Source organism: Bacillus sp. FSL R12-0074 (genome assembly GCF_038005725.1).
Classification (GTDB): Bacteria; Bacillota; Bacilli; order Bacillales; family Bacillaceae_G; genus Bacillus_A; species Bacillus_A mycoides.
Window position 1 is genome coordinate 2,553,634 of the sequence record NZ_JBBOTR010000001.1, and the last position, 24,551, is coordinate 2,578,184.

18 protein-coding genes and 2 pseudogenes are annotated in these 24,551 nt (G+C 32.2%); 14 read left to right on the forward strand and 6 right to left on the reverse strand.

Annotation, left to right across the window (positions count from 1 at the left end):
- Positions 1-369 precede the first annotated feature (369 nt).
- A complete protein-coding gene (locus tag NSS97_RS13375) occupies positions 370-1,446 on the forward strand; it encodes a helix-turn-helix domain-containing protein (protein ID WP_044439860.1) in 1,077 nt (358 codons plus the stop codon).
- A gap of 67 nt (positions 1,447-1,513) precedes the next feature.
- On the opposite strand, the gene NSS97_RS13380 is transcribed toward NSS97_RS13375, so the two are convergent.
- Both NSS97_RS13380 and NSS97_RS13385 read right to left on the reverse strand, forming a co-directional pair.
- Positions 1,514-3,205, reverse strand: a complete 1,692-nt coding sequence (locus NSS97_RS13380) for a M3 family oligoendopeptidase (protein WP_341112887.1) — start codon at positions 3,203-3,205, stop codon at positions 1,514-1,516.
- Between the two features lie 17 nt (positions 3,206-3,222).
- Complete coding sequence (locus NSS97_RS13385; RefSeq protein WP_341112890.1) at positions 3,223-4,161, reverse strand: DMT family transporter; 939 nt, start codon at positions 4,159-4,161, stop codon at positions 3,223-3,225.
- 124 nt (positions 4,162-4,285) lie between these two features.
- Between NSS97_RS13385 and NSS97_RS13390 the strand changes: the two genes are divergently transcribed.
- On the forward strand, positions 4,286-5,656 hold the full coding sequence (locus NSS97_RS13390) for an aminotransferase-like domain-containing protein (RefSeq protein ID WP_341112892.1): 1,371 nt from the start codon (positions 4,286-4,288) through the stop codon (positions 5,654-5,656).
- A gap of 241 nt (positions 5,657-5,897) precedes the next feature.
- Positions 5,898-6,115, forward strand: a pseudogene (locus NSS97_RS13395) (VOC family protein); the annotation flags it as partial.
- Positions 6,116-6,329: 214 nt separating this feature from the next.
- On the opposite strand, the gene NSS97_RS13400 reads toward NSS97_RS13395, so the two are convergent.
- Complete coding sequence (locus tag NSS97_RS13400; RefSeq protein ID WP_002200406.1) at positions 6,330-6,572, reverse strand: hypothetical protein; 243 nt, start codon at positions 6,570-6,572, stop codon at positions 6,330-6,332.
- Between the two features lie 127 nt (positions 6,573-6,699).
- On the opposite strand from NSS97_RS13400, the gene NSS97_RS13405 reads away from it, so the two are divergent.
- From NSS97_RS13405 to NSS97_RS13420, 4 genes are all read left to right on the forward strand, one after another.
- Positions 6,700-6,972, forward strand: a complete 273-nt coding sequence (locus tag NSS97_RS13405) for a hypothetical protein (RefSeq protein ID WP_107886889.1) — start codon at positions 6,700-6,702, stop codon at positions 6,970-6,972.
- Entirely contained in the window at positions 6,956-7,459 is a 504-nt protein-coding gene (locus NSS97_RS13410; RefSeq protein ID WP_044442055.1) for a DUF421 domain-containing protein, read from the forward strand. The genes NSS97_RS13405 and NSS97_RS13410 overlap by 17 nt, the downstream gene beginning before the upstream one ends.
- 236 nt (positions 7,460-7,695) lie before the next feature.
- The gene (locus NSS97_RS13415) at positions 7,696-8,229 is read left to right on the forward strand and encodes a TetR/AcrR family transcriptional regulator (protein ID WP_044442053.1); all 534 of its coding nucleotides are present in this window, start codon (positions 7,696-7,698) and stop codon (positions 8,227-8,229) included.
- Between the two features lie 158 nt (positions 8,230-8,387).
- Positions 8,388-8,810, forward strand: coding sequence for a DUF3995 domain-containing protein (locus NSS97_RS13420; RefSeq protein ID WP_002085376.1), 423 nt, complete (start codon positions 8,388-8,390; stop codon positions 8,808-8,810).
- A 340-nt stretch (positions 8,811-9,150) separates the two neighbouring features.
- Here the strand turns inward: NSS97_RS13420 and pdxR are convergent, their stop codons facing one another.
- Positions 9,151-10,590: a MocR-like pyridoxine biosynthesis transcription factor PdxR gene (gene pdxR / locus NSS97_RS13425; RefSeq protein ID WP_107886888.1), complete on the reverse strand. Its 1,440-nt coding sequence runs from the start codon at positions 10,588-10,590 to the stop codon at positions 9,151-9,153.
- Between the two features lie 148 nt (positions 10,591-10,738).
- Between pdxR and NSS97_RS13430 the strand changes: the two genes are divergently transcribed.
- On the forward strand, positions 10,739-11,656 hold the full coding sequence (locus tag NSS97_RS13430; RefSeq protein WP_044442047.1) for a DMT family transporter: 918 nt from the start codon (positions 10,739-10,741) through the stop codon (positions 11,654-11,656).
- A 215-nt stretch (positions 11,657-11,871) separates the two neighbouring features.
- On the opposite strand, the gene NSS97_RS13435 is transcribed toward NSS97_RS13430, so the two are convergent.
- Both NSS97_RS13435 and secY read right to left on the reverse strand, forming a co-directional pair.
- Positions 11,872-12,315 carry a carboxymuconolactone decarboxylase family protein gene (locus NSS97_RS13435; protein WP_002189701.1) on the reverse strand — a complete coding sequence of 148 codons (444 nt, stop codon included), beginning with the start codon at positions 12,313-12,315 and terminating at the stop codon, positions 11,872-11,874.
- An 81-nt stretch (positions 12,316-12,396) separates the two neighbouring features.
- Positions 12,397-13,701, reverse strand: coding sequence for a preprotein translocase subunit SecY (secY, locus tag NSS97_RS13440; protein WP_002141891.1), 1,305 nt, complete (start codon positions 13,699-13,701; stop codon positions 12,397-12,399).
- A 541-nt stretch (positions 13,702-14,242) separates the two neighbouring features.
- Here secY and NSS97_RS13445 point away from each other — a divergent pair.
- From NSS97_RS13445 to NSS97_RS13465, 6 genes and pseudogenes are all read left to right on the forward strand, one after another.
- Positions 14,243-14,758 carry a DinB family protein gene (locus NSS97_RS13445; protein ID WP_107886887.1) on the forward strand — a complete coding sequence of 172 codons (516 nt, stop codon included), beginning with the start codon at positions 14,243-14,245 and terminating at the stop codon, positions 14,756-14,758.
- A 541-nt stretch (positions 14,759-15,299) separates the two neighbouring features.
- Complete coding sequence (locus NSS97_RS13450) at positions 15,300-17,246, forward strand: bifunctional metallophosphatase/5'-nucleotidase (protein WP_341112903.1); 1,947 nt, start codon at positions 15,300-15,302, stop codon at positions 17,244-17,246.
- 676 nt (positions 17,247-17,922) lie between these two features.
- A complete protein-coding gene (locus tag NSS97_RS13455) occupies positions 17,923-19,626 on the forward strand; it encodes a M4 family metallopeptidase (RefSeq protein ID WP_044439877.1) in 1,704 nt (567 codons plus the stop codon).
- A gap of 483 nt (positions 19,627-20,109) precedes the next feature.
- Complete coding sequence (pulA, locus tag NSS97_RS13460; protein WP_107886885.1) at positions 20,110-22,680, forward strand: type I pullulanase; 2,571 nt, start codon at positions 20,110-20,112, stop codon at positions 22,678-22,680.
- Positions 22,681-22,946: 266 nt separating this feature from the next.
- Positions 22,947-23,054 (forward strand): annotated as a pseudogene (locus NSS97_RS30495) (DM13 domain-containing protein); the annotation flags it as partial.
- 497 nt (positions 23,055-23,551) lie between these two features.
- A complete protein-coding gene (locus NSS97_RS13465; protein WP_131929172.1) occupies positions 23,552-24,529 on the forward strand; it encodes a SagB family peptide dehydrogenase in 978 nt (325 codons plus the stop codon).
- Positions 24,530-24,551: the final 22 nt, after the last annotated feature.

Here is a 24,551-nt window from a genome sequence, read left to right on the forward strand (position 1 = left end):
TTTTTCTATATTATTCATTTTAACTTCCTTTCCAAACATAAATTTTCCACTCACAAAACTACTAGTTCCTTAACTTACAAATTTCGTGTTTTATTTGGTAGAATCCTTTAAAAAAGATTTATCCCGTAAAAGTCCGATTAGTATGGGATAATAATCAGTGGGGAGGAACAAATTCCCCACTGATTAAAGTTTCACTTTATTGGAAAGTTAAGTAAATGTATGTCAAAATAAGATAGCTGAAAAAATATGAAATGAGTAATTACATATGATATTTAAAGGTTCTAGAGGGTGGTTAATGTTATAAACCACAAGAAATATCAAAAGAAAGAAGTGGATACTTCTTATAATATTTAGTGAGGAGGGAGATAAATGAATGAACATATACAGCTAATGATTGAATGGATTGAGGGCAATTTAAAAAAGGAGTTTTCATTAGATAAATTATCTGATTATATGGGGTATTCTCCTTACTTCTGTTCGTTTAAATTTCATCAAGTAACAGGGATAAGTATTAGACGATATATTCTTCTTAGAAGATTGTATTTATCAACGGAAGATTTGACGAATGATAGAAAGATAATTGATATCGCATTTGATTACGATTACTCTTCGCAAGAGGCTTATAGTAGAGCATTTAAAACTGTTTTTGGTATCACCCCAGGAAAATTCCAACTTAACAAAATACCGGTTCAATCATTTATTAAACTCTCAATCAATGATGGCAAGGAGTGGGATAGAATGAATTTTTCTAGAAAAATTGAAGTTAATCAGTTACGAAATGCGAAGAGTGAGCTGTTTGATAAAGATGTACTAAACATATTAAATGGTCAATTTATGTATGAAGAATTTAAAAGTGAAAGACTAATGGGAGAGTCTGATTACGCTCCATTTAATGAAGCTATGTGTGTAAATGCGACTACTGCACAGATTTTTGATGATGAGTTTATTAAAACAAGGGCAGAAGGACATCAAGGTACTGTAGAAAATTATATGAAAAAGGTTATTCATCCTTTAGAGAATCTTTTTAAGAAAGAGTATAAATGTATCGTTTTATGGTTTGGTGAGGATATGTTTTGCCAAATGAATCTACTTACCGTACTTTCTTACCTTGAACAATCTGATTATAAGGGAAAAGTATACTTAAATAGCTTCAGAGAGGATGAATTTAAAGTAAGTCAAATTGAACTTGAATTAGGGAACTATTTTTCTGTTTACAATGAAGTTCTAATAAATCATAAAAAGCCATCTCATGAGATACTACCTGTAATGTATCAGGCGATAGGTTTATATTTAGAGATGCTAAAAGAAAATAATGTAGTAGTAAAGTATATCTCCAAAAATAAAGATTTACCAACACAAGAGTTACTAAAAAGGTTGTTTAATCTTTTTCCAACAATAGGATATGGGGACCTACAATATATAGAGCTTATTAATAAAGCGAGATAAAGATTCAATTTGTATTGAATAAAAAACAATAAAAAATGCACCTATAAGGACAGATGCATTTTTTTATTTATATTTGTTTAAGTAATTCCAATTCCTCTTCTACAAATGCCATTAATTCTTTTATTGTCTCACTAGAAAAATCAAAACGAATTCCAGCTGCTTCATATACCTCTGGTAAGGATTCAGAGCTACCTAGAGATAATGCTTTTTTGTAATTTTGTAGTGCTTGTTTAGGATTCTCTTTATATTGTTTATACATTTGCAATGCACCAAGTTGCGCGATTGCATATTCGATATAATAGAATGGTATTTCGAATATGTGTAGTACAGGTAACCAGCCAGTTGCTATCCAGTTTTCATAACCTTCAATATTTACCACATTCGATTGGTAAGTGTTATGTAATTCTAAATATTTTTCATTTCTTTCTTTAGCAGTATGATTTGGATTTTCATACATCCAATGTTGGAATTGATCAACGATAAGCATTTGTGGTAAATACTTAACAATATCTTTAAAGAAATCTAATTTTGCTTTTATAAATTCTTCTGTATTCTCATAAAATGCATCCCAATACTCCATCGAAAACAATTCCATTGTCATGCTGGCTAGCTCAGCTGATTCTGAAGGGATTTCTAAATATTTTTGTAGCTGTAGCTGCTTCATACATTCATTATGAATACTATGGCCCATTTCATGGAGGAAAGTAGTAACATCATAATGTGTATGATTGAGATTCATAAAAATAAAAGATAATTGAGAAGCAGGTAAGTGTTCGCAAAATCCTCCAGGTGCTTTTCCTTTACGACTTTCTAAATCTAAGCAATCATTTTTATACATACGGCTCAATAATGCAGAAAATTCTGGGTCTAGTTTTTGTAAAATATGAGAACTTTTTTCGATTAAATCACTCTCGTCTTCAATGGGTTTTAATACTTTTTGATTTGGTGCGGCTGCTTTTAGATCCCACGGACGAAGTGTATCTACTTGAAGTTCAGCTTTTTTCTCATTAAATATATTATCAATAAGTGGCACAACGTATTTACGAACGGATTCTGCAAGTTCATAGCAATCATCAGCCGTATAATCAAAACGTTCATATTTTTTAAACATATAATCACGATAATTATCTAATTGAATGTTTTTTGCCTTTTGGTGACGGATTGCAATTAATTCATTTAAAATATGTTGTAAATTATTTTCAACAGATAAGAATTTTTCAGAAATGAGCGTTTTTGCTTTTTTTCGTATATCACGATTCGGATTTTGTAAGTAAGACTGTAGTTCAGTAATTGTTTTTTCTTCGCCATCCCATAGTGCAGTCAAACTGCCTGTAATTTCGAAGTACTCGGTTACTAATTTGTCTTCTTTTACTTCTAAATCAATGTTCTTTTCACAAAATAATGTTTGCGCATTTTTTATTTTTTTATCTAGTAAGCTATAAGTTTTTGGATCAAGTTGCATTCGAAATGGTGACTCTAAATATTTATTATCCAAGGAATTTTGATAACGTTTCAAAAGAGGCCTTACATATTGTTGATCATATTCAAACGTATCTTTTATTTCTTTGTTATCTGTATTACATTGAAAGTCAATATAGTGTGATCTCAATTGTTCTTCGATTTCCCATATTAATTTCGACTGTATTTTCAGCCAATTTTCTAAATCTTCTCCTGAAGAAATGGGTCTACTTAATAAAGTAGATAATTCGTTCTCTAGCTCATGTATATTACGGATATCGATCGTATTAGAGTTCTGCATTATTTACCCCTCACTTTTTATTTACTCAAGGAGGTATTCTTCTTTTTCGCTATGATTCCTTTTTTTCCTAGAAAATTTGTGCCTATTACTCCAAGAACAATCATAAGTGTACCGGCAATATGATAGTAGGCAATTTGCTCGTGTAAGAATACAACGCCTGCGATAATTGTAATAAGTGTAGATAAGTTGCTAAAAACACTTATTTTGGCTGCTTCAATATAAGATAATGAATAGTTTAATAATAATGCTGTCAGTAAGGAAGATAGTAATCCTAAATATAAAATGGAGATAAGGAATGTTCCATTCGTAAATGGCTTAAAGTATACAGTTATTGTACCTTTGTTCATATGGTCAATGATTGCGATGAAATTAAAACTAATAAAACCGATTGCTGTCATTGTGTATGTTAAATCCATCAGCTTGAATTTCTTTGTCATTTTTCGAGCTAATACATTGTAGCAAGCAGATGATAATGCCGATAATAAAATGAGAATAACACCGATAAAGCTCGTTTCATGAGCCCCTATACCATTCATAACAAATATATAAATGACACCTATGACAGAAATACATACTGATGTTTTTTGCCATGTATTCGTATATTCTTTTAAAAAATAGGAAGCTAGTATCATCGTAAATATAGGGATCGCTGCTTGTATAATTCCAGCTTCAGATGAACTTGTATATACTAAGCCAAATGCTTGGAAAGCAAAGAACAATGCTGGATAAAATATTGCGAGTGGTAAAAGTGTAAGTATGTTTTTAAATGATATATTTAACTTTACAAAACCGAAAATAACCGGAATGGTTGCTGCTATGAAGGCAACTGTAAAACGGTGAGCCAGAGTATCAAGAGGACTCGTAATGGTTAGTGCTAGTTTCACAAACATAAATGAAAATCCAATAATAAATGAATAGAGTAATGCTGACATATATGCTTTTGTTGTATTTGTCATAATTCCACCTCATAGTAGTTGATTTCTTACTGGCCAGTATACGTACATAGTAATCCTTCTGGTCTAGTGCTACAATGTGAATAAATACAAACTGTACCGGTACAAAAAAATAGGAGGTGTAATGATGTATAAATATTTACATGTTTTGAACGACTTAGAAAGTATGATTCAAAATGGTGAGATAAAAGAAGGAAAGAAATTACCGTCTATACGGTCGCTTGTTACACAATATGAATGTAATAAGGCGACTGTAATACGAGCGCTGCATGAATTGGAAAAGCGTCATATTATTTATTCTGTACCTCAAAGTGGATACTACGTTGTTAAGAAATCTGGAAGTTACGTAGAAAGTAACGAGATTATTGATTTCGCTTCTTCGGCCCCAGATCCAGATGTTTTTCCATACTTAGATTTTCAGCATTGCATTAATAAAGCGATTGATACCTATAAGAATGATTTGTTTATATACGGAACACCGAAAGGGTTACCATCTTTAATTTCGGTTGTGCAAAAACAGTTAGCAAACTATCAAGTTTTCACAAAGGAAGATAATATATTTATAACGTCAGGTGTGCAGCAAGCACTTGCTATATTAACTTCAATACCATTTCCGAATGAACATAATATGATTCTAATTGAACAGCCAAGTTACCATTTATATATTGAATATGTAGAAACAAATAACATTCCTGTAATCGGAATTAAGCGTACGCATGAGGGGATAGATTTAAATGAACTAGAGCGGATATTCAGCACAGAAAAAATTAAATTCTTTTATACAACTCCAAGATTTCATCATCCACTTGGAACTTCGTATTCTAAAAAAGAGAGAGAAAAGATTATTAAACTTGCGAAGAAATATAATGTATTTATAGTAGAAGACGACTATTTAGCAGATTTAGAAACTGATTCAAAAGTAGATCCGTTTTACAGCCAAGATAATTGTAATCATGTTATATATTTAAAAAGTTATTCGAAGATCATCTTTCCTGGTTTGCGAGTCGGTGTTGCAGTCATCCCGCAATCCATTGCAGATGCCTTTTATAAGTATAAAAAGATTTTAGATATCGATAGTCCTATGATTTCGCAAGCTGCTTTAGAAATTTACATAAAGAGCGGAATGTTTGATCGGCATAAACATAAAATAAAAACATCTTACTACAATAGGTCAAAAAAACTAGCGGCAGTAGTAGAAGGTGTTCAAAATGAAAATCCACATTTGTTTACTTCTAGAACAGTAGATCCAATTGGAATACACACTTGTTTACAGTTGAAAAAAAATATAGTCACGGGCACATTTATTAAAAATTTAAGCAAGAGTCAAATAAGCATAGATTCTATTGATAAAAATTATTTAAGTAACTTTCATAAAGAGAGATTGTTAAAGTTAAATGTATCTAATGTAAAAGAAGAAAAGATTGAAGAAGGGATTGGGAAAGTAATTGAGGAAATAAAACGAATGAACCGTGTAGATTTTCAGTTTAAAAAAGAATAATGTTTATTAAGAGGCGTAATATGAAAAAGAAAATAATTGCATTGTATGTACTGCTCTGGTTGAGTCACAATAATAATGTTTAATTACAAAAAAATCGTTCCATTCATGATATACCATTAAAAGGTCGTTTTCTTGAATTTGAATTAGAGAACGGGTTATGTATATGTGAATTTAAGGTAATTCAGAGGGTGTTATTTCATTTAGTATAAGGAAGTATTACTCAACATGGAGGAGATTAATTATGAGCGATACACAGACATTACGAGGGCTAACCACAGTTAGTTTTTGGACAAATGATCTAGCAGCTGCGAAGAAGTGGTACGCTGAGCTATTAGGAAGCGAACCATACTTTGAACGCCCAGGATATGCCGAATTTCGCCTTGGAGACTACCAACATGAGCTAGGTTCGATAGTCGTTATGCGCCAGTTGGTACAGTCAGAGCGCGGCGTGGGATGATTTACAACAATTCTCTTTATTACTTATGTTTTTGAGTACATTAATATTTTACAGATACTTAAAGAAGATTAAACGTGAGAGAAAACTGACTTCTTTCGAATGGACAATGTATTTTGTCACTCAATTCGCGACTTCCATTTGGGCAATTACTTATTTTATTAAATTCTTGTCTGAATCGTAAGTTACATTAAAACATTTTAGTTTACTGGGTTATTGTTATCTATTAGGGATATAAATATAGTCCGTATCTAAGTCAATGACGACATCGCTCTTAATGTCTTCTTGTAATGACTTTGGAATGTTTTCAAAATGATAACGTACACAAAATAAATTTATAAGCTCCTCATTAGATAACTCTTCATTTTTTACGTTAAAATACATTTTTTTTAACTTACTGATAGAACAGTTATGACCAATAACATACTCATTAATTCCATATCCATCAAATTCAATTATCATGTTATCACTATTGGTTGCTAGCCAACATTATAGCTTTAATTTTGGATGAATCTTTCATATTGATTATTATACATAGCTTATATATGTCTCGTCTCAATTATGATATTCAAAATAAGAAGAAACACATTTGGAAATTTTTGTAGCAGGTGCAACAGCACGTTCTTTAATACCAATGCTAATAAAAGAAGGTCATACTGTGTATGCAATGATTCGTAACGAATCACAAGTAGAAGCAATGAAGAAAGTTGATGCTTTACCAGTACTAGCTGAGAGAGAGGTGCTTCAAAGAATAAGGCACGTAAAGAGAATGGATACTTTAAAATATCATAAAAATCCTTTAATGGGAATACTAGTAACATTCACTATTAAAGGATTGGGCTGTAATGAATATACTTTTTGAAAGCATTATTTTAATCCTCACTGGAATTATTGTTTTAAAATTGACAGGTAGTAAATCTGTTAGCCAAATGACGAGAGCTGAAATTATTATTGTGGTTTCTATAGGACGTATTATTGTAGAACCTATATTAAGTAGGAAAGTAGGCCCATCTATTTTTGCTGCGTTTATTTTTGCGGGTGTTTTACTTATTATTCATTTTTTTGAATTGAAATCACGAAAAGTAGAAAAGTTTCTAAATGGAAATAGCATTATTGTTATAGAAAACGGAGAAATCTTAAAAAAGAATTTATTACGCGCGAAAATGTCAGAACAACAATTATTTATGCATCTGAGAGAAAAAGGTATACATGAAATCAAGAATTTACAACAAGCAACTGTAGAAACGAATGGACGGATTGGGTATCAACTAACTACTAAAGCACAACCAGTTACTTTGGAAATGCTAGAAAAGCTTCTAGAGCAATGCAATCTGAAAAAAAAGTTTTAGACTGAAAAGCGCTTCTTGTACATAAAGGCACTTTTCGCAAACGTGTAAAAGTCCCTTCAGTAATCCTGAAGGGACTTTCGTGTTATCTAATTTACCGAGGGTGATGATGATTAATATTACGATTAACAACAACATTAAAGTTCATAAAAATAAACAGAATGAATAATTGACAAAAAATGAGAATAGTAGTAATCTAACGTAAAACATACGCTACCGTATTTTATTGGAGAGATGATATGCAATTAACGAGGGAAGACTGGATAAAAGTAGGATTACAACAATTAGCTAATGAAGGTATACATAAAGTTCGCATTGAAGCACTTGCTCGATTGCTAAAAATAAGCAAAGGAAGCTTCTATCACTATTTTCGTGACCATCAAGAGCTTTTAGATTCTATGCTCGACTTTTGGGAAGTGCATGCAACAAAGCTGATTGTTCAAAGTATGGAGCAACAGGATGCTTCTTTAGAACAGCTATTACAGATTAGTTTTAATCAAGATAAAAAAATTGAGAATGGTATTTATGCTTGGGCTAAATATGATCCTGTTGTGGCAACACGTTTAGTAGATATAGAAGAACAAAGAATTTCTTGTGTTGCAAAATTGTATCAAAAAATGGGCGTAGACGAAACTGAATCAATTGATCGAGCGAGACTTGCCTATTTAACGTATGTAGGATGGATGACAAGGTTTGAAGCAAATCTTAATTTTGATATTGATAAAATGGTTGAGCTTTTAACTTCTTTCAGCGGGTGTCCAAACATCCACTGAAAAAAGTAAAGCCTCCGGACGCAATTATGCTGAGGCATAATTGATTATTCGATAATAAATGTCCCTAATATGGTTATAAAACCTGAAGGGACAAAATTTTCACTATAACATACGGTAGTGTATGTTATCTTTGAAGTTACGAAATTGGGGGCGAATAAATGAAATTACTATTAATAGTAGTAGCTGTGGGGCTTCTGTGGTTTATCAGTTTTTTGCATATTTATTGGGCTTTTGGAGGTCGATGGGGTTCTGCTGCTGTTATCCCAGTAAAAGAGGGAGAACATAAGCCTGCTTTTACTCCGAGAATATGGGGAACATTATTCGTAGCCATTCTTATTCTATTAGCTAGTGTCATTATTGTTGTTCAAGTAGGTTATTTGCAGGGGTTCGAAGCAAATAGTTTATCTAAAATCGGAAGTATTGTCTGTGCTTTAGTTTTCATTATTAGGGCAATTGGTGATTTTAAGTTTGTTGGATTTTTCAAAAAAATTAAACATTCTCAGTTTGCTAGATATGACACTTGGTTCTATAGTCCATTATGTTTATTCTTTGGTTTTGTCTATATCATGTTGTTGTTTTAATAAGTATAATGAATTCCCTATAAAATAAATTTTATGCAGGAAGAAAACAGCTCTTATTGAACAAGTAGCAATAAAAAGAAGTTTGAGCATAGCAATAGAGCAATACGGGTTCTGGTGACAGCGAAGTCCGCTATGATTAGTCATTTGTGTTTAAAAAGAGGATAGATAGGGCGAATTTATTCAAGCTCTTCTATCCTTTTAATTTTTATAAATCTAATGTATGACATTAGATAAGAATTCACTATTAATAATAGGTTCAGCTTATATCTTGACTTTTAATAAAATTTTAAAGTGTTGGTTTTTTATTGTGTGAATAATAGGTTAGTTGTTGTTTTGGAGTTTAAATCATTGATTTAAACTTAGCAATGGTATCATGTAACCTTTCTAATCCAATCAACATATCTTTATCATTTAACATTGAATAACTAATTCGTAAATGATTATATTGAGTTTCATGGTTTAATAGACAAGCTGTTCCAGGTAAAAAAGAAACATCTACTTCATTTGTTTTTTGTAATAATGTAAAAGGATCGATTGACTGTGGGAGTGTAACCCATAAGTTAAATCCACCATTAGGTATTTCAAATTCTAATTCTTTTAATGGAGATAATATACCAATTGTTAAATCTCGTCTAATTTGTAAAGCTGTACGTAATTTTTCTAAATGATTTTTCATTCGTTCCGCTCGTAAAAAAGGAAGTAGTGCTTTCTGCGTTAATAAAGGGCTACCAATATCCATAGAAGCCTTCACAGCGTATAACCATTCAAAGATATGTCCTTCAGCTGCAAGTGCCGCGATGCGAAGACCTGGTGCTAACGTTTTACTAAATCCTTTTAAATATATAACATGACCATTTGTATCAAAGCTTTTTATTGGAGGGGGAATTTTAAAATCCTCAAAATAAATTTCTCCGAAAGAATCATCCTCAATAATGAAGAAGTTATATAGCTCTGCTAGTTCTACAAGTTCCATTCTTCTTTCTTTACTCATTACTGTGCCCGTTGGATTCTGAAAAGTAGGATTCACATATAACAAAACAGGATTCTTTCTTTGACAAATATCATCGATTAGATCTGAGCGAATGCCGTTGTTATCAAGACTAACAGGGATAATTTGAACTCCTTTATTAACAAATACATCAAGCGCCGCTCCATAACACGGACTTTCTACTAACACTATGTCTCCAGGCTTTAATAATGTTTGGGCGATTAAATCGATTCCTTGCTGGGCACCACTTGTAATTAATAATTGAGATGGATCTGTAACTAATTGTTGGTGTTCCTTTAAGTAGTTTGTTATTTCCACTCTAAGTTCTTTGTCACCTTGAACAGGTCCGTATGTTGCCAGTATCATTTGATCCTTATTAAGTAATTTGTGCATTTCATCTGAAAGAAACGGATTTGGTAATAAACGTGGATAAAGGACAGCCTGTGAAAAATCAAAATATTTACGATGTTGGTTCATTACATATTGAGAACGCATAACATTAATGGATTTCGTTTGTTGCCATTGATATGGGATTGGTTTGAAATCTTTATTCACACGTTTATGTATATAGGCACCTTTTCCTTGTTCAATTCGTATATAACCTTTCGTTTCTAACTGTTTATAAGCTTTACGAACAGTTAATAAACTAATTTGCAAATCATCGGCCATAGAACGTAAAGAAGGGAGGTAATCGCCATGTGAAAGCATCCCGCTTTGAATTCTCTCAACAATTTGCATATATATTTGTTGGTAATATGGTATGTTGGATTCTTTACGTAGTACTATCTTCATAGAATCACCTGTTTTTCTTTTTAATTTAATTAAAGCGAAAAACAGTCTGACAATCAACTATATTTTTATTCAACTGTTATATGCGTGGATACACTGTTATACAGCATATCCTCTATACTCATTTCAAGAGTAAAAAGGAGGAAGGAAAATGGTCATTTTAAATTATATTTTAGTATGTATTATTTTTGGAACGACATTTTTAACGATAAAAATTGGAATAGAAGCTGGCGCACCACCATTATTTTCAGCTGGAATTCGTTTCTTTTTGGCGGGCCTTATTCTCATTATTATTTTTAAATTAAAGCGAAAGGATATTATGCCCTACTTATTATCGAAACGTATTATATATGCTGGTTTTTGTTTAACATTTATGACATTCGCGACCCTTTACTGGGCTGAACAATATATTTCTTCTGGATTAGCTGCAGTTCTATCTGCAACAGCCCCAATGATGATTTTGCTATTACAATCAAAGAGAAATAAAACAAAATTGCAAAAAGAACAACTTGTTGCTTTAGTTATAGCACTTACAGGAGTTTTGTTTATATCTTTACCTGGCATGCATCAAGAACTTACTTTCATATGGAGTATTGCATGCCTTGTTATATTAGTAGGAGAGTTGTTTTATGGAATAGGTTCTATTCGTTCTAAAGAGATACTTTCAGATTTACCTAACGTATCACCATTTCTCATTAACGGCATTCAAATGTTTTATGGAGGAGTTTTGCTATTAATTGTATCTGTTGTAATGGAACAGCCGAATTTAGCTGTATTAACATCTTGGAATGTACAATGGCCAATTTTATATCTCATATTTGTAGGATCAATCGGTGGGCACGGTTTATATTATTGGCTCTTATCAAAAACAAATCCAATATTTCCATCAACATGGTTGTATGTATCCCCATTAATCGCTGTTATTGTAGGTTATTTTGTATTAGGAGAACCATTAAATCCTGCAATGGGAATTGGAGCTTGTTTAATCTTGATTGGTGTATTTTTAGCGAATCGTTCTACACTTGGAGTTTATTTTAAGCAAGGAAGGTTGTTAAAAAAAGAGATGTAGTTAAAGTTTAATGATGTAGAAAACAGCGAAAAACGTATTCAAACTTTAGAAGGAAAAATAGTTAATTTAGAGAGAGTGATTAACACATTAGAATATAGATTAGGGATAGTAGAATCAAAAACACAGTTGGAGAAATAACCAACTGTGTTTTTATATAGGGTGTATTTTATTTTACACTTAACTAAATCGGTCGCATATTGTTTGGTGGATAAGTGTTATTTTTTTATTACGGTATTGCCCATTGCGATAGAAATTCGATTCCAATTGTTTATTTGATTAATGATTAACACAAGGTCAACATATTGTTTTTCGTCAAAGTGTTCACGTACTCGGTTATATAGATTTTCAGGAACTCTTTTAGTAGGAATGAGAGTAATATGCTCCGATAGTTCCAGAGCAACTTTTTCTTCAGGAGTATAAAAATCACAATCATCCCAAGCATTTAAGCAATAAATTCTTTGCTCGGTTTCACCCAATTTTCGGGCGTCAGAAGTATGCATATCGATACAATAAGCACAGCCGTTAATTTGAGAGACTCTAATTTTTATAAGCTCTCTAACAGCTCGATTAATTGAAGATTTCTTCGTGTATTTCTCCATATCCATCATAATTTTCATACCATCAGGCGAAATATCATAATAAGACATTCTTTGACTCATAAGACAAAACCTCCGTTATTATAAGTTTTTATAATAAAAACACACTAGGTCGCGATAGGGACTTCTAGTGTGTTTTCATAATTAATTTACTTTTTTAATAAATCCTTTATAATGACGTTTCACAAGCTGACTTTCGAGCGTCTTCATCGTTTCTAATGCTACACCTACGATGATAAGTAAGCTTGTGCCACCGATTTGGGCAGAAGGTGGTAATGTTGCGATTTTCGTGAATACAAGCGGTAATATTGAAATTGCTCCTAAGAAAATCGCACCGATAAATGTTAAACGGTATAAAATTTTTGTTACATACTGTTCTGTAGATTTACCTGGGCGAATACCCGGGACATATCCGTTTTGCTTTTTCAAATTCTCAGCCATTTGTTCAGGGTTTACTTGAATAAATGCATAGAAGTATGTGAAAGCAACGATAAGACCAACATAAAGCGCCATTCCAAACGGATGTGCAAAATCAAGATTCGCAATTAGCCATTTAGATACGCTCGAGTCAGGGAAGAGCTGCGCAATTGTACGCGGCGTCATTAAAAAGGCTGAAGCAAAGATAACAGGAATTACACCTGCACTATTTACTTTAAGAGGTAAATGAGTATTTTTTGCTCCTTGATATTGATTGTTTCCTGAAACAGCTTTTGCATATTGAATCGGTATTTTTCGAACAGCTTGTTGAATGTAAATAACACCAACAACTATCGCTAAAATTACGAGTCCAATTAAAACCATTTTTATTATGTGCATAAATAACTGATCGCCTGCGTTTTGGAATTGTTGCAAATAAATTTGATTAGCGACATTTGGAATCGCCGCAACAAGTCCTGCGAAGATAATCATTGAGATTCCATTACCAACGCCATTAGCGGTAATTTGTTCACCTAACCAAAGTAAAAATGCAGTACCAGCAGTTAAAACTGTCGCAATAAATAAGTATGTAGTCCAGCTTTGATCTGTAATTAATTGTCCACCTGCTATATTATTAAAACCATAAGACATCCCAATGGATTGTATGAATGCGAGAATGATTGTAAAGTATCGAGTAAATTGAGCTGATTTCTTACGGCCCATTTCTCCTTGCTTTGCCCATTCTGTAAATTTAGGTACAACGTCCATTTGTAGTAATTGTACAATGATAGAAGCTGTAATATATGGTGTGATACCTACAGCAAAGATTGAGAAGTGTTGCAGTGCTCCTCCGCCAAATACGTTCAGCATGCCTAAAACGTTAGCTTGATCTTGTACTTTTAATACCTCTGCGTTAGTATGAGGAACTGGAATAAACGTGCCAATTCGAAAAACAATTAGCATCGCTAGTGTAAAAAGAATTTTGTTTCTTATCTCAGCTACTCTCATGAAATTTGAAATCGTACGAAACATTATGTCGCCTCCTATATTTTTATCAGTTCAAAACTGATTATTATATCCCGATGAAGTAACCACAAACCTCCTTCCGCATTAAATTCATTTGACAAATGGAATTTTATACATTTTGTAGTTTTCACGGATATAAAAATATAAGGTGTTATACAAGCGATTTATTAACTTTTCGTAATCATTCAATACCCATAATATAACTAATAAATTAACAAATGTACATACATAAGCATTAAAAATGAATGAATAGGTTGATTTTTTACATATATTTAATGCTAGATTGATAATTAGGAACGTTTTGTTTTATGTAGTTATATTGAAAGGATTCCGTTGAAAGTATTATGATGTAGCTGTAGCGCATAATAACCTCAAGGAAATCTTCAAGGATGTTGAGAGAACTCATACATTTCAGCATGAATTAGAGAACCTACTAAAGAAAGAAAAGATTGGATTGGAATAATAGTGAAGGAAAATCTTTTTTCCATAGAGAATATTTCTAGCGTAGGAATTTAAGTATGTAGGTTCTAGCGAAAGGAGAATTCACATGAATACATTTGTAAATGACAAGTTTTATGAAACTAGAAATCAATTATTTGAGGAAATTACTTTGTTAAGTGATGCTCAATTTAATAGGAAACCAGATAAGGATAAATGGAGTATAGCACAAGTTTGTCATCACTTAGTTTTATTAGATGAGAGAGTTATAACAGTTATTTCATCGGGATTAAAAAAGATGGATAGTATCTTAAATGAGCGTAAAGAAATTCACACTATTTTATTAGATAGATCGATAAAATTTATAGCCCCAGAAATGATTGAACCAAGTATAGAACCATTTGAAGTGCAGCAAATGGTTGATTTGTTAAACAACTCTAGAAAAGAATTGATGCGTTTCCTGAGTACAATAGAAGATGAATCTATATTAGCGAAAAAATCAGTGATGCATCCAGCTCTTGGAGAATTACTCCTTGATCAGTGGATAGAACTGATCTATTTGCATGAACAGCGTCATATAGAACAAATCAAAGAGATAAAATTGCTTTGTGAGGTTGAAAAGTAAAAATCATTATCTATTTATTGAGCGATTTGGGATAGCATCAAGGATTCGAGTGATAAAATATAAGTCCTGATTAAAATTATGATGAATTAATAAGCAGAAAAAAATACGAAACTAGCAGATTTTACTCCTGAAGAGGAAACGAACATTTGAAAAAAATCTGAATCCGATTTGCTGTATAAGTGTAACCCCGTCTTAAATGAAGAGCGGGGTTATTATTTTTGGAAGTGATCTCAGTATTTTCATATAGAAGGAAAAAATTAGAAATAAAATCCAAAAATGAGTTGTATGTCCAAAATTTTGAAAGTACGTATACATCTACCGTGGGTTTAGCGCTCTTCACACGTTGGAGGAAAAAGTATTTTATTAGAAAACGATAAAATACTATTCTGTTAGGGGATATATGCATTTTATTCTCTATATTTTCACAGCAAAACCACCTCCAAAATTATCTTTTGTAGTTGAATTTCTCTGAATAATAAGTTACATTTTTAAAGTTCAAGCAACTTTATGACAGTACAAAAAGGGGAGAAATATTGTTATTATGCAAAAAATGAAATGGAAGAACTATGTATGCAATTTTATTATTCTTATGCTTCTTGTAACAGCAGTAACAGTCAAACCAGCTATTTCTAAGGCTGAGGAATCTAATGTTAATATTACATTGTTAGGTACTGCAGATATTCATGGTAGATTTATGCCTTGGGATTATGCGCTTGATGGAGCAAATATGAGTGGAAGTTTGACGCAGCTTTATACGGTTATAAAGAAGGTACGTCAAGAAAATCCAAATACCATATTAGTAGATGCCGGGGATACAATTCAAGGAAACTCAGTAGAATTATTCAACGATAAGCCACAATCGCCAATGATGGTAGCAATGAATACAATGGGATATGACGCCTGGGCATTTGGAAATCATGAATTCAACTTTGGATTAGATACATTGAAAAAAGTTAGTGAGCAATACAAGGGAAAGACGTTAGCAGGAAATATTTATAAGGAAAATGGAGAGCGTTTTCTTCCTGCATATACGATTGTTGAAAAAGGTGGAATTAAAGTCGGGATTATTGGTATGAATACACCAATGATTAGTGATTTTGAAAAAGGGACAGATCATTTGGATGGTTTAGTAGTGAAAAATCCAGTAGAAGAGACAAAAAAGGCTATTAAAGAATTAGAAGATAAAGTAGATGTAATGGTAGGGGTTATGCATATGGGACTAGAAAATGAGAATGGAATCCCAGGTACTGGTGTTCAAGATATTGCGAATGCTTGTCCGGAACTAAGCGCTATTTTTGCGGCTCATATGCATAAACTTGTAAAAAAAGAAGTTGTAAATGGCGTAATTATTACAGAACCAGATAAATACGGAACGCATATTTCACGTATTGACCTTACTTTTACAAAGCAAGATGGGAAGCTTGTTTTAAAAGATAAAACAGCTACCGTTATACCTGTAAAAAATGCTGATGGAACTACAGTATTATCTGATTCTACACTTGAAGAAACACTAACACCTTTTCATGAGTATGCGAGAGGAGATGCAAATGTTGTAGTCGCCCAATTAAAGGGTAGAAACCTTGTTCCTGAAAATGAAATAAAGGGTATTCCAAGTGTGCAGATTCAAGAGACACCTTTATCAGATTTCTTTCATGAAGTCATGCTCCATTACAGTAAGGCGGATGTAGTAGCCCATCAAATTGATAATGATTATGCCCGTTTGGATATAGGTCCTATAAAGAAGAAAGATATTGCTTATAATTATCAATATGCTTTGGGAGAAATTACAGTATATAAGATAACTGGAAAAGATTTAAAAGACTATATGGAATGGGCAGCAGGATATTTTAACTCATCTCGTGCCGGAGATGTAACAGTTAGCTTTGATAAAAACCGTCGTGCGTCTAAATACAGTACGAACGATTTCTTTGGAGGCGTAAAATACGAAATTGACTTAACAAAACCATATGGTAGTAGAATTACAAATTTACGCTCTATTCGTACAAATAAACCAATCAAAATGAGCGATGTTATGACGCTAGGAATGAATGCGTATAGAATGGAGGCTCTTCAGGCAAAAGGGGGAGCTTTAGAGGGACGTAAATTTGAACAAACTTGGTCATCTAAACAAGAGAATGCATTCGGAGAAACAGGTGGAACCATTCGTAACCTTGCTATTACATATTTAAAAGAGGTAAAGAACGGTGTATACACGCCAAAAGTTATGCATAATTGGAAAATTACTGGTGTAGATACACATTCTTCAGAGCGTAAGGCTGTAGTTGATCTTGTAAATAAAGGGATTTTAGAAATCCCAAAAACAGAAGATGGAAAATATTCAAATATAGCATCTATAAATACTAAAGATTCAATTACAAAAGAAGAGATTGTAGCACTCTCACAAAAAGCTAATATTAATCCAAATCAGTTTAATCATGTAAAAAGAAAAGGTGAATTTTACAAAAAACTTAGTAGGATAATTAAATAAATATAAAAAAGATGGCTCTCGTGCAAAAAACTATTAAACTTGGACATACCATTATCCTAAAAAAGTTTGTGATCGGTATGGAAATATAGAGAATCATCGGTAAAAAATCCCCTGAATCGCTTTAAAAATTCAGGGGATTTTTCATTTGAATAATTATTGTTTCATTTCTCACTATGTATATTTATAATATGCTTTAAAAGAACATACCTTAAGTTAATAACATGCAATAGATACGTCCTTTTCTATATTTAAATGGGGAGAAAAATTTATCTTTAAAAGATATTTTTGACAAGATGAAACTCATATAAGACTTCAGCAGTCTCAAAACGTTACAATCCATGCAGCTATAGACATAAATAACAAAATTATATTGAAAAATCTAACTTGTATATGCGTTGCCTCACTAAAGTATTTATCTACTATTCTGAAAATAGTAAAGAGTGGTTTTTTATGTTGTTAATAAGATATAAGTGTACTTTGATTAGAATGAATATAGATAATTAACGACTAACCAATTGGATGAGCACCTAAAAGGGCTCATTTTTTATTTTATCGACCACATATATGTAATTTTGCATAATATTACATAAATTTTGTATTTTCTCTTTTTTTCGACATAAATAGACAGTATACTTTGTACAAGCTTTCTATTTCAAAAATTATACGAGGTGAAAAAATGAAAAACACAAAGACATTAACTAAAGTAGCATTAACAACAGGATTAGCTTTAACAGCTGTGGCACCATACGGAATAGGTCATGCAGAGGAAACAGATCAACTTCAAGTTCAAATTCAGGAGGACTCATTCCGTTCAGGTGAACTTACACAACCGTCACAAAAAACACCAGAGAATGTAGTAAAAGATGCTCTTAAGGAGAAAGCTGAACAAGCTCTTTCTCCAAATCAAGTCAATGGAGAAACAGGAGTAGATTATAAAGTTCTTCAAAAACGTGGTTCGTATGATGGAACAACACTTGTGCGTATGCAGCAAACATACGAAGGAAAAGAAATATATGGCCATCAATTAACTGCACACGTAGATAATAAGGGGGTTATTAAAAGTGTTTCAGGCGATAGCGCGCAAAATTTAAAACAAGAAGAATTGAAAAAGCCTATTAATCTATCAAAAGATGGAGCGAAACAATATATTTATACGAAGTACGGGAACGATATCAAGTTTATTTCTGAGCCAGAAGTTAAGGAAGTTATTTTTGTTGATGAAAATAATGGACAAGCTAGCAATGCATACCAAGTTACCTTTGAAGCGGCAACACCAAACTATGTTTCCGGAACTTATTTAGTAAATGCACAAAATGGTGATATGTTAAAAAATATGGTACAAGAATCTAACTTAAAAGCAAGTGAAAAACTAGTTGGAGCTTTAAAGGAAAGTAAAAAAAGTAGTCTTACATCATTAACTGGAACAGGAAAAGATGATTTAGGTATATCTCGTTCATTTGGTATTTCTAAACAAAGTAATGGCAAATATGCACTTGCTGATTATACAAGAGGGCAAGGAATTGAAACATATGATGTGAATTACAGAGATATTACTAAAGAAGAAAGCTATTATCCTGGTACACTAGCAACCAGCACTTCAACAACATTTAACGATCCAAAAGCAGTAAGTGCTCATTACTTAGCAACAAAGGTATTTGATTTTTATAAAGATAAATACAAGCGTAATAGTTTTGATAATAAGGGACAAAAGGTAGTTTCAGTTGTACATGCTTGGGATTCTGAAGATACGAACGATCCGAAAAATTGGCAAAATGCATTAAGTGCTAATAATGGAAGTATGCTTGTATATGGTGATCCTATTGTCAAGGCATATGACGTAGCTGGACATGAATTTACACATGCTGTTACTTCTAGCGAATCTAATCTTGAATATTACGGTGAATCTGGTGCGATTAATGAAGCGCTATCTGATATTATGGGAACATCTATTGAGAAATACGTAAATAATGGAAGCTTTAACTGGACAATGGGAGAACAAACTGGATCTGTTTTCCGTGATATGGAAAACCCAGCTTCTGTTCCATCTTCACTTGGAGTACCTTATCCAGATGATTACAGTGAATTTAACGATTTTAATGGATGGGATCAAGGCGGCGTTCATTTTAATTCAAGCATTATTAATAAAGTTGCGTATCTCATTGCAAAAGGTGGAACGCATAACGGGGTAACTGTTAAAGGAATTGGTGAAGATAAAATGTTTGATATTTTCTATTATGCAAATACAGATGAATTAAACATGACATCTAATTTCAAAGAATTGAAATCAGCATGTATTCGAGTGGCAACTAATAAATATGGGGCGAATACAGCTGAAGTTCAAGCGGTGCAAAAGGCATTTGATGCAGCAAAAATTAAGTAAGTTAGAAATATAGTTTTCATTCATATATTAATACATTATGAAAAAACAGCTAATATCATTTTAAGGATATTAGCTGTTTTTTTACGTAGCAATACACTAGTGAAAATAAACTTACTAAGCAATAATCAGGCATCTATCTTCAATAAGTTACGACAAATATATAAGATTTCAAGGATATAAAACAGAAAATTAATAATATATTGACCTTTTAATAGTAAGTGCTATAAAATGAAAGCGATAACAAACGATTGCTTTAAAATGATTTCCCTGATCTTTTAGTATTTACAACTATATGAAGGCAAAAAAAATCTATTTTTTTAAGCATTAATGCAAACGTTTTCGTATTAAAAGATCATTGAAATACATACGTGAAAATAGTCAATATGGGGGTGAAGTAAAAGAGATTTCTACATTAATTTAAGCAGTGTAATTTAGTATGAGCATAATAAATAGCTCGTACTATTTAAAGAAAGGGTGTATGTGGTGCAAATGACAAAAAGATTAATTAACAAATCATTTTTATTACTTGCCATAATCGTTATGTTATCATCTGTTTTCTCTTTTCAGAGTGTGAAGGCAGTTTCAAATTCGAAAACAACTGAAGTTATCATTCATTACAAAGAGAAATCTGGAAATACAAAAGACTGGAATCTTTGGGTATGGGGAGAAAATGCAAACGGTAAATCTTATGAATTTACTGGTGAAGATGAATTTGGAAAATACGCTAAGATAAAAATAGATGGTGACTATAATCGTGTAGGATTTATAGTTCGTACCAATGAATGGGAAAAAGATGGAAGTGATCACTGGGTTGAAAATATAAGGGATGGTCGTGCTGAAGTATGGATCCTTTCGGGTGATGAAAAAGTATATAACTCTAAGCCTTCTTCGGATCTCTCAATTCAAAAAGCTACTATTGATAGTTTTAATGAAATTACTGTAACGACTAATGTTCCGTTTAATAGTAAGGAACAGAAAATTGAAATTGAAGGCGTTAAAATTAAGGGAATTAGTCCTTATGATAAAAATAGTGGAGATATTACTAATAAGGTTAAAATAATTACGGAACAGAAAATTGATTTAAAACAAACATACAAAGTTAAAATAGCAAACTTAGCTGATGCGAATACTGAAATCGGTAAAGTCATTCGTAGCGAGGAATTTGATAATTTATTTTATTATGGTGGTAATGATTTAGGGAATATATATACTCCGCAACATACAAAGTTCCGTTTATGGGCTCCTACTGCGAGTGAAGCGAAGTTAGTTACATATAAAAAATGGAGCGATAAAATAGGTACTGAAATAAACATGCAACAAGGTGAAAAGGGAACTTGGAAAGCAGAACTTAAAGGGAACCAAAAAGGTCTCTTTTATACGTATAAGGTGAAAATTGGGGATAAGTGGACTGAAGCGGTTGATCCGTATGTGCGTGCTGCTTCTGTAAATGGAGATAAAGGTGCAGTTGTTGATTTAGAAGAAACAAATCCGAAAAAATGGAAAGCAAACAAAAAACCGAAATTTAAAAATCCGGAAGATGCTATTATTTATGAATTGCATGTACGCGATCTTTCCATCCAACCTGAAAGTGGTATTAAGCAAAAAGGGAAATATTTAGGTGTAACAGAAAAAGGAACAAAAGGGCCTGAAGGTGTAAAAACAGGACTTGATCATATGAAAGATCTTGGTGTTACTCACGTTCAGTTTTTACCGATATTTGATTATGCTTCAGTAAATGAAGAAACTTTAAATGAACCACAATATAACTGGGGATATGATCCGAAAAATTTCAACGTCCCAGAGGGCTCCTATTCTACAAATCCTTATGAACCGACTGTTCGAATAACTGAATTAAAGCAAATGATTCAAGCGCTGCATGATAATAATCTTCGTGTTGTGATGGACGTAGTATATAACCATATGTATAATGCCGCTGAATCAAATTTTCATAAGTTAGTTCCAGGTTACTATTATCGTTACAATGAAGACGGAACATTAGCAAATGGAACTGGAGTAGGGAATGATACCGCTTCAGAACGAAAGATGATGAGAAAATTTATGGTAGATTCCGTCACATACTGGGCAAAAGAATACAATTTAGATGGGTTCCGTTTTGATTTAATGGGTATTCATGATTATGAAACGATGAATGAGATACGTAAAGCTGTTAATCAAATTGATCCTTCTATTATTCTGCATGGAGAAGGCTGGGATTTAAATACACCTCTTGCAGCTGAATTGAAAGCAAATCAAAAAAATGCGGAGAAAATGAAAGGGATTGCTCATTTTAACGATAATATTCGTGATGGATTGAAAGGTAGTGTATTTGAGGAGAAAGAAAATGGTTTTGTAAATGGAAAGCAAAACATGGAAGAACGTATTAAAAAAGGCATTACAGCCGGTATTGACTATGATACAAATTCGTCTACTTATCAAGATCCGGAGCAGGTGCTAACTTATGTGGAAGCACATGACAATCATACTTTATGGGATAAACTTGAGTTGACTAATTCAGGTGACAGTGAAGAAATGCGAAAACAAATGCATAAATTATCTTCTTCTATTTTATTAACATCACAAGGTATTCCATTCTTACATGCAGGACAAGAGTTTATGCGCACAAAATATGGTGATCATAATAGTTACAAATCTCCTGATTCTATTAACCAGATGGATTGGTTACGCCGTGCAGCATTTAATAATGAAGTAGAGTATATGAAGGGCTTAATAGATTTACGAAAAAAATACTCAGCTTTTCGTATGACTTCTGCAGAGCAAATTAAAAAGTATGTAGCTTTTATCGATGTTCCCAAAAATGTTGTAGCTTATACAATAGATGGAAAGGGAAGTGGGAATAAAAGCGAATACTTTATGGTGGCTCACAATGCAAATAGGGAAGCCGTTGACATAACACTTCCATCGAAAGGTCCATGGAAAGTGCTAGTAAACGAGAATCAGGCGGGAAGTAAAACACTTTACGTTGTCCATGACAATAAAATTAAAGTTCCTGCATTAAGTTCACTAGTTTTAAAAACAGAGAAACCGATTAAATAAAAGCAAATAATGTGAAAGTATATACTGAATTGAGCAAATTGAATAGGGATTGCAAATGAAAAAAGCGAAGTGAAGGTTGTTTTCACTTCGCTTTTAAAGTTAAAGTAATATAATTTCACATACTGTAATTATATTACAATTTAATAACGAAAATAGACAAGAGATTATTGCTATTGTAACAGTAGGAGGAGAAGATATCTTTGTATTTATTTATAAAATTATCTGAAGCACATTCTTAATTTATATAATTTTTATTATATATTCGAACATCTAACGGGCTAGATGTTCGAGTTGTATTAATTCCTACAAATCGTTTAAAAAATAGCAAAGATGCAAAAGTATATGTATTTAAAATAGAGAAAAGACACCTTAAATGGTGTCTTTTCTCTATTTTAAATACGATATGTTAGTAACTCACTTGTATGTAATAGTATGTGCATTTTTACACTAACTTCTAAAGAAAAATTTCAAATTCTTTTCTTAATCTATTTGTAATAAATCTCATTAGAAAATTTTATCGCTATAACAAATAAAACTTTCTCAATATTATTTTGTTTAATAACTATTTCCATCTGCTTTCCAATCCATTACAATAATTTCACATTGGAAATACATGAAAATTCTCAATGTTCTAAATGGTTTATACCTTATAGGATTACTATGGGAAAGGATGTGAAATGTCTAATAAAAAATCATTTTTTATGATGAAATAAAAAAATTTAATGAAGAAAAAGTTATTTTATTATTCTCAAGCTTCGTTGAAGTACATGTATTTATAATCACTATGAGACAAGGGGCAGAATCTAAAGATTATTTTTGTAGATTAGAAAATTGTATTTTGAAAATAAGTAAAACATTTATGGAGGGTTATATGAGCGAGCAAATTTATTACTGGTCTCCTATTAAGCATTGGGAGAAGTTGCATAATGAAATTTTGATAGGAGAAATAAGATTTGCAGGCGTTCTGTCTGAATGGTTTCCTGAGTTTTATTTTTTGACTCAAAAAGGTGTGAAAATTAGTGAACTAGTAGAGCACTTTTCGTTAGGAAATGTAGAAGAGACACAAAAAACAATAGAGCTTATGATAAAAAATCGTGTGTTAGTAAGTAACATATTACCCCCAAGAGAAGTATTTTCCACACAAGAAAAGATTTTTCCGAATCCATATAGCAACCAGATTCGCTTTTCTAAAGAAGATTTAGATAAGTATATGAGTGAACAATTGAATCGAACACACCATGCTGTGCGGTCAACCGAAATTCAACTTGAAACAACAAATGAGTTACCCACTATAATCAAGGAACGTAGGTCTTGTCGCCAATTTGATATGAAAAAACATATTAGTTTTTTAGAATTTTCCCAATTCATATCAACTCTAAAACAGGTTAGGAAAGAAAATATATACTATCATTACGCAAGTGCAGGCGGACTCTACCCTATTGATATCTTTATTTATATAAAACCAAAACGTATAGAAGGTATGAAAGCTGGGTTTTATTATTATAACCCATCAAAAAACTGTCTTGTTATTGTAAATAATATTGATCAAGTAATCAAAAGTGATCATGAGTCAATTAACCAAGATTTATTTACTCAGTCTGCCTTTTCAGTTTATTTGGTTTATAATGCGAACGCTTCCATCCCGAAATACGGTTCAGATGGATATTTATTTGCTTGTATTGAGTCTGGTATTATCACTGCTACCTTAAATATGGTGGCTGAGACATTGAATTTAGGTGTTTGTTCAGTTGGTCATATGAAATTTGAAGAGATTCAGCAATTTTTATGTTTGGATAACCATCAAGTATTTCTCCATGGGCTTGAAGTTGGCTTGAAAATTAACGAATAGATGAAATGAATATTAGGGGGAT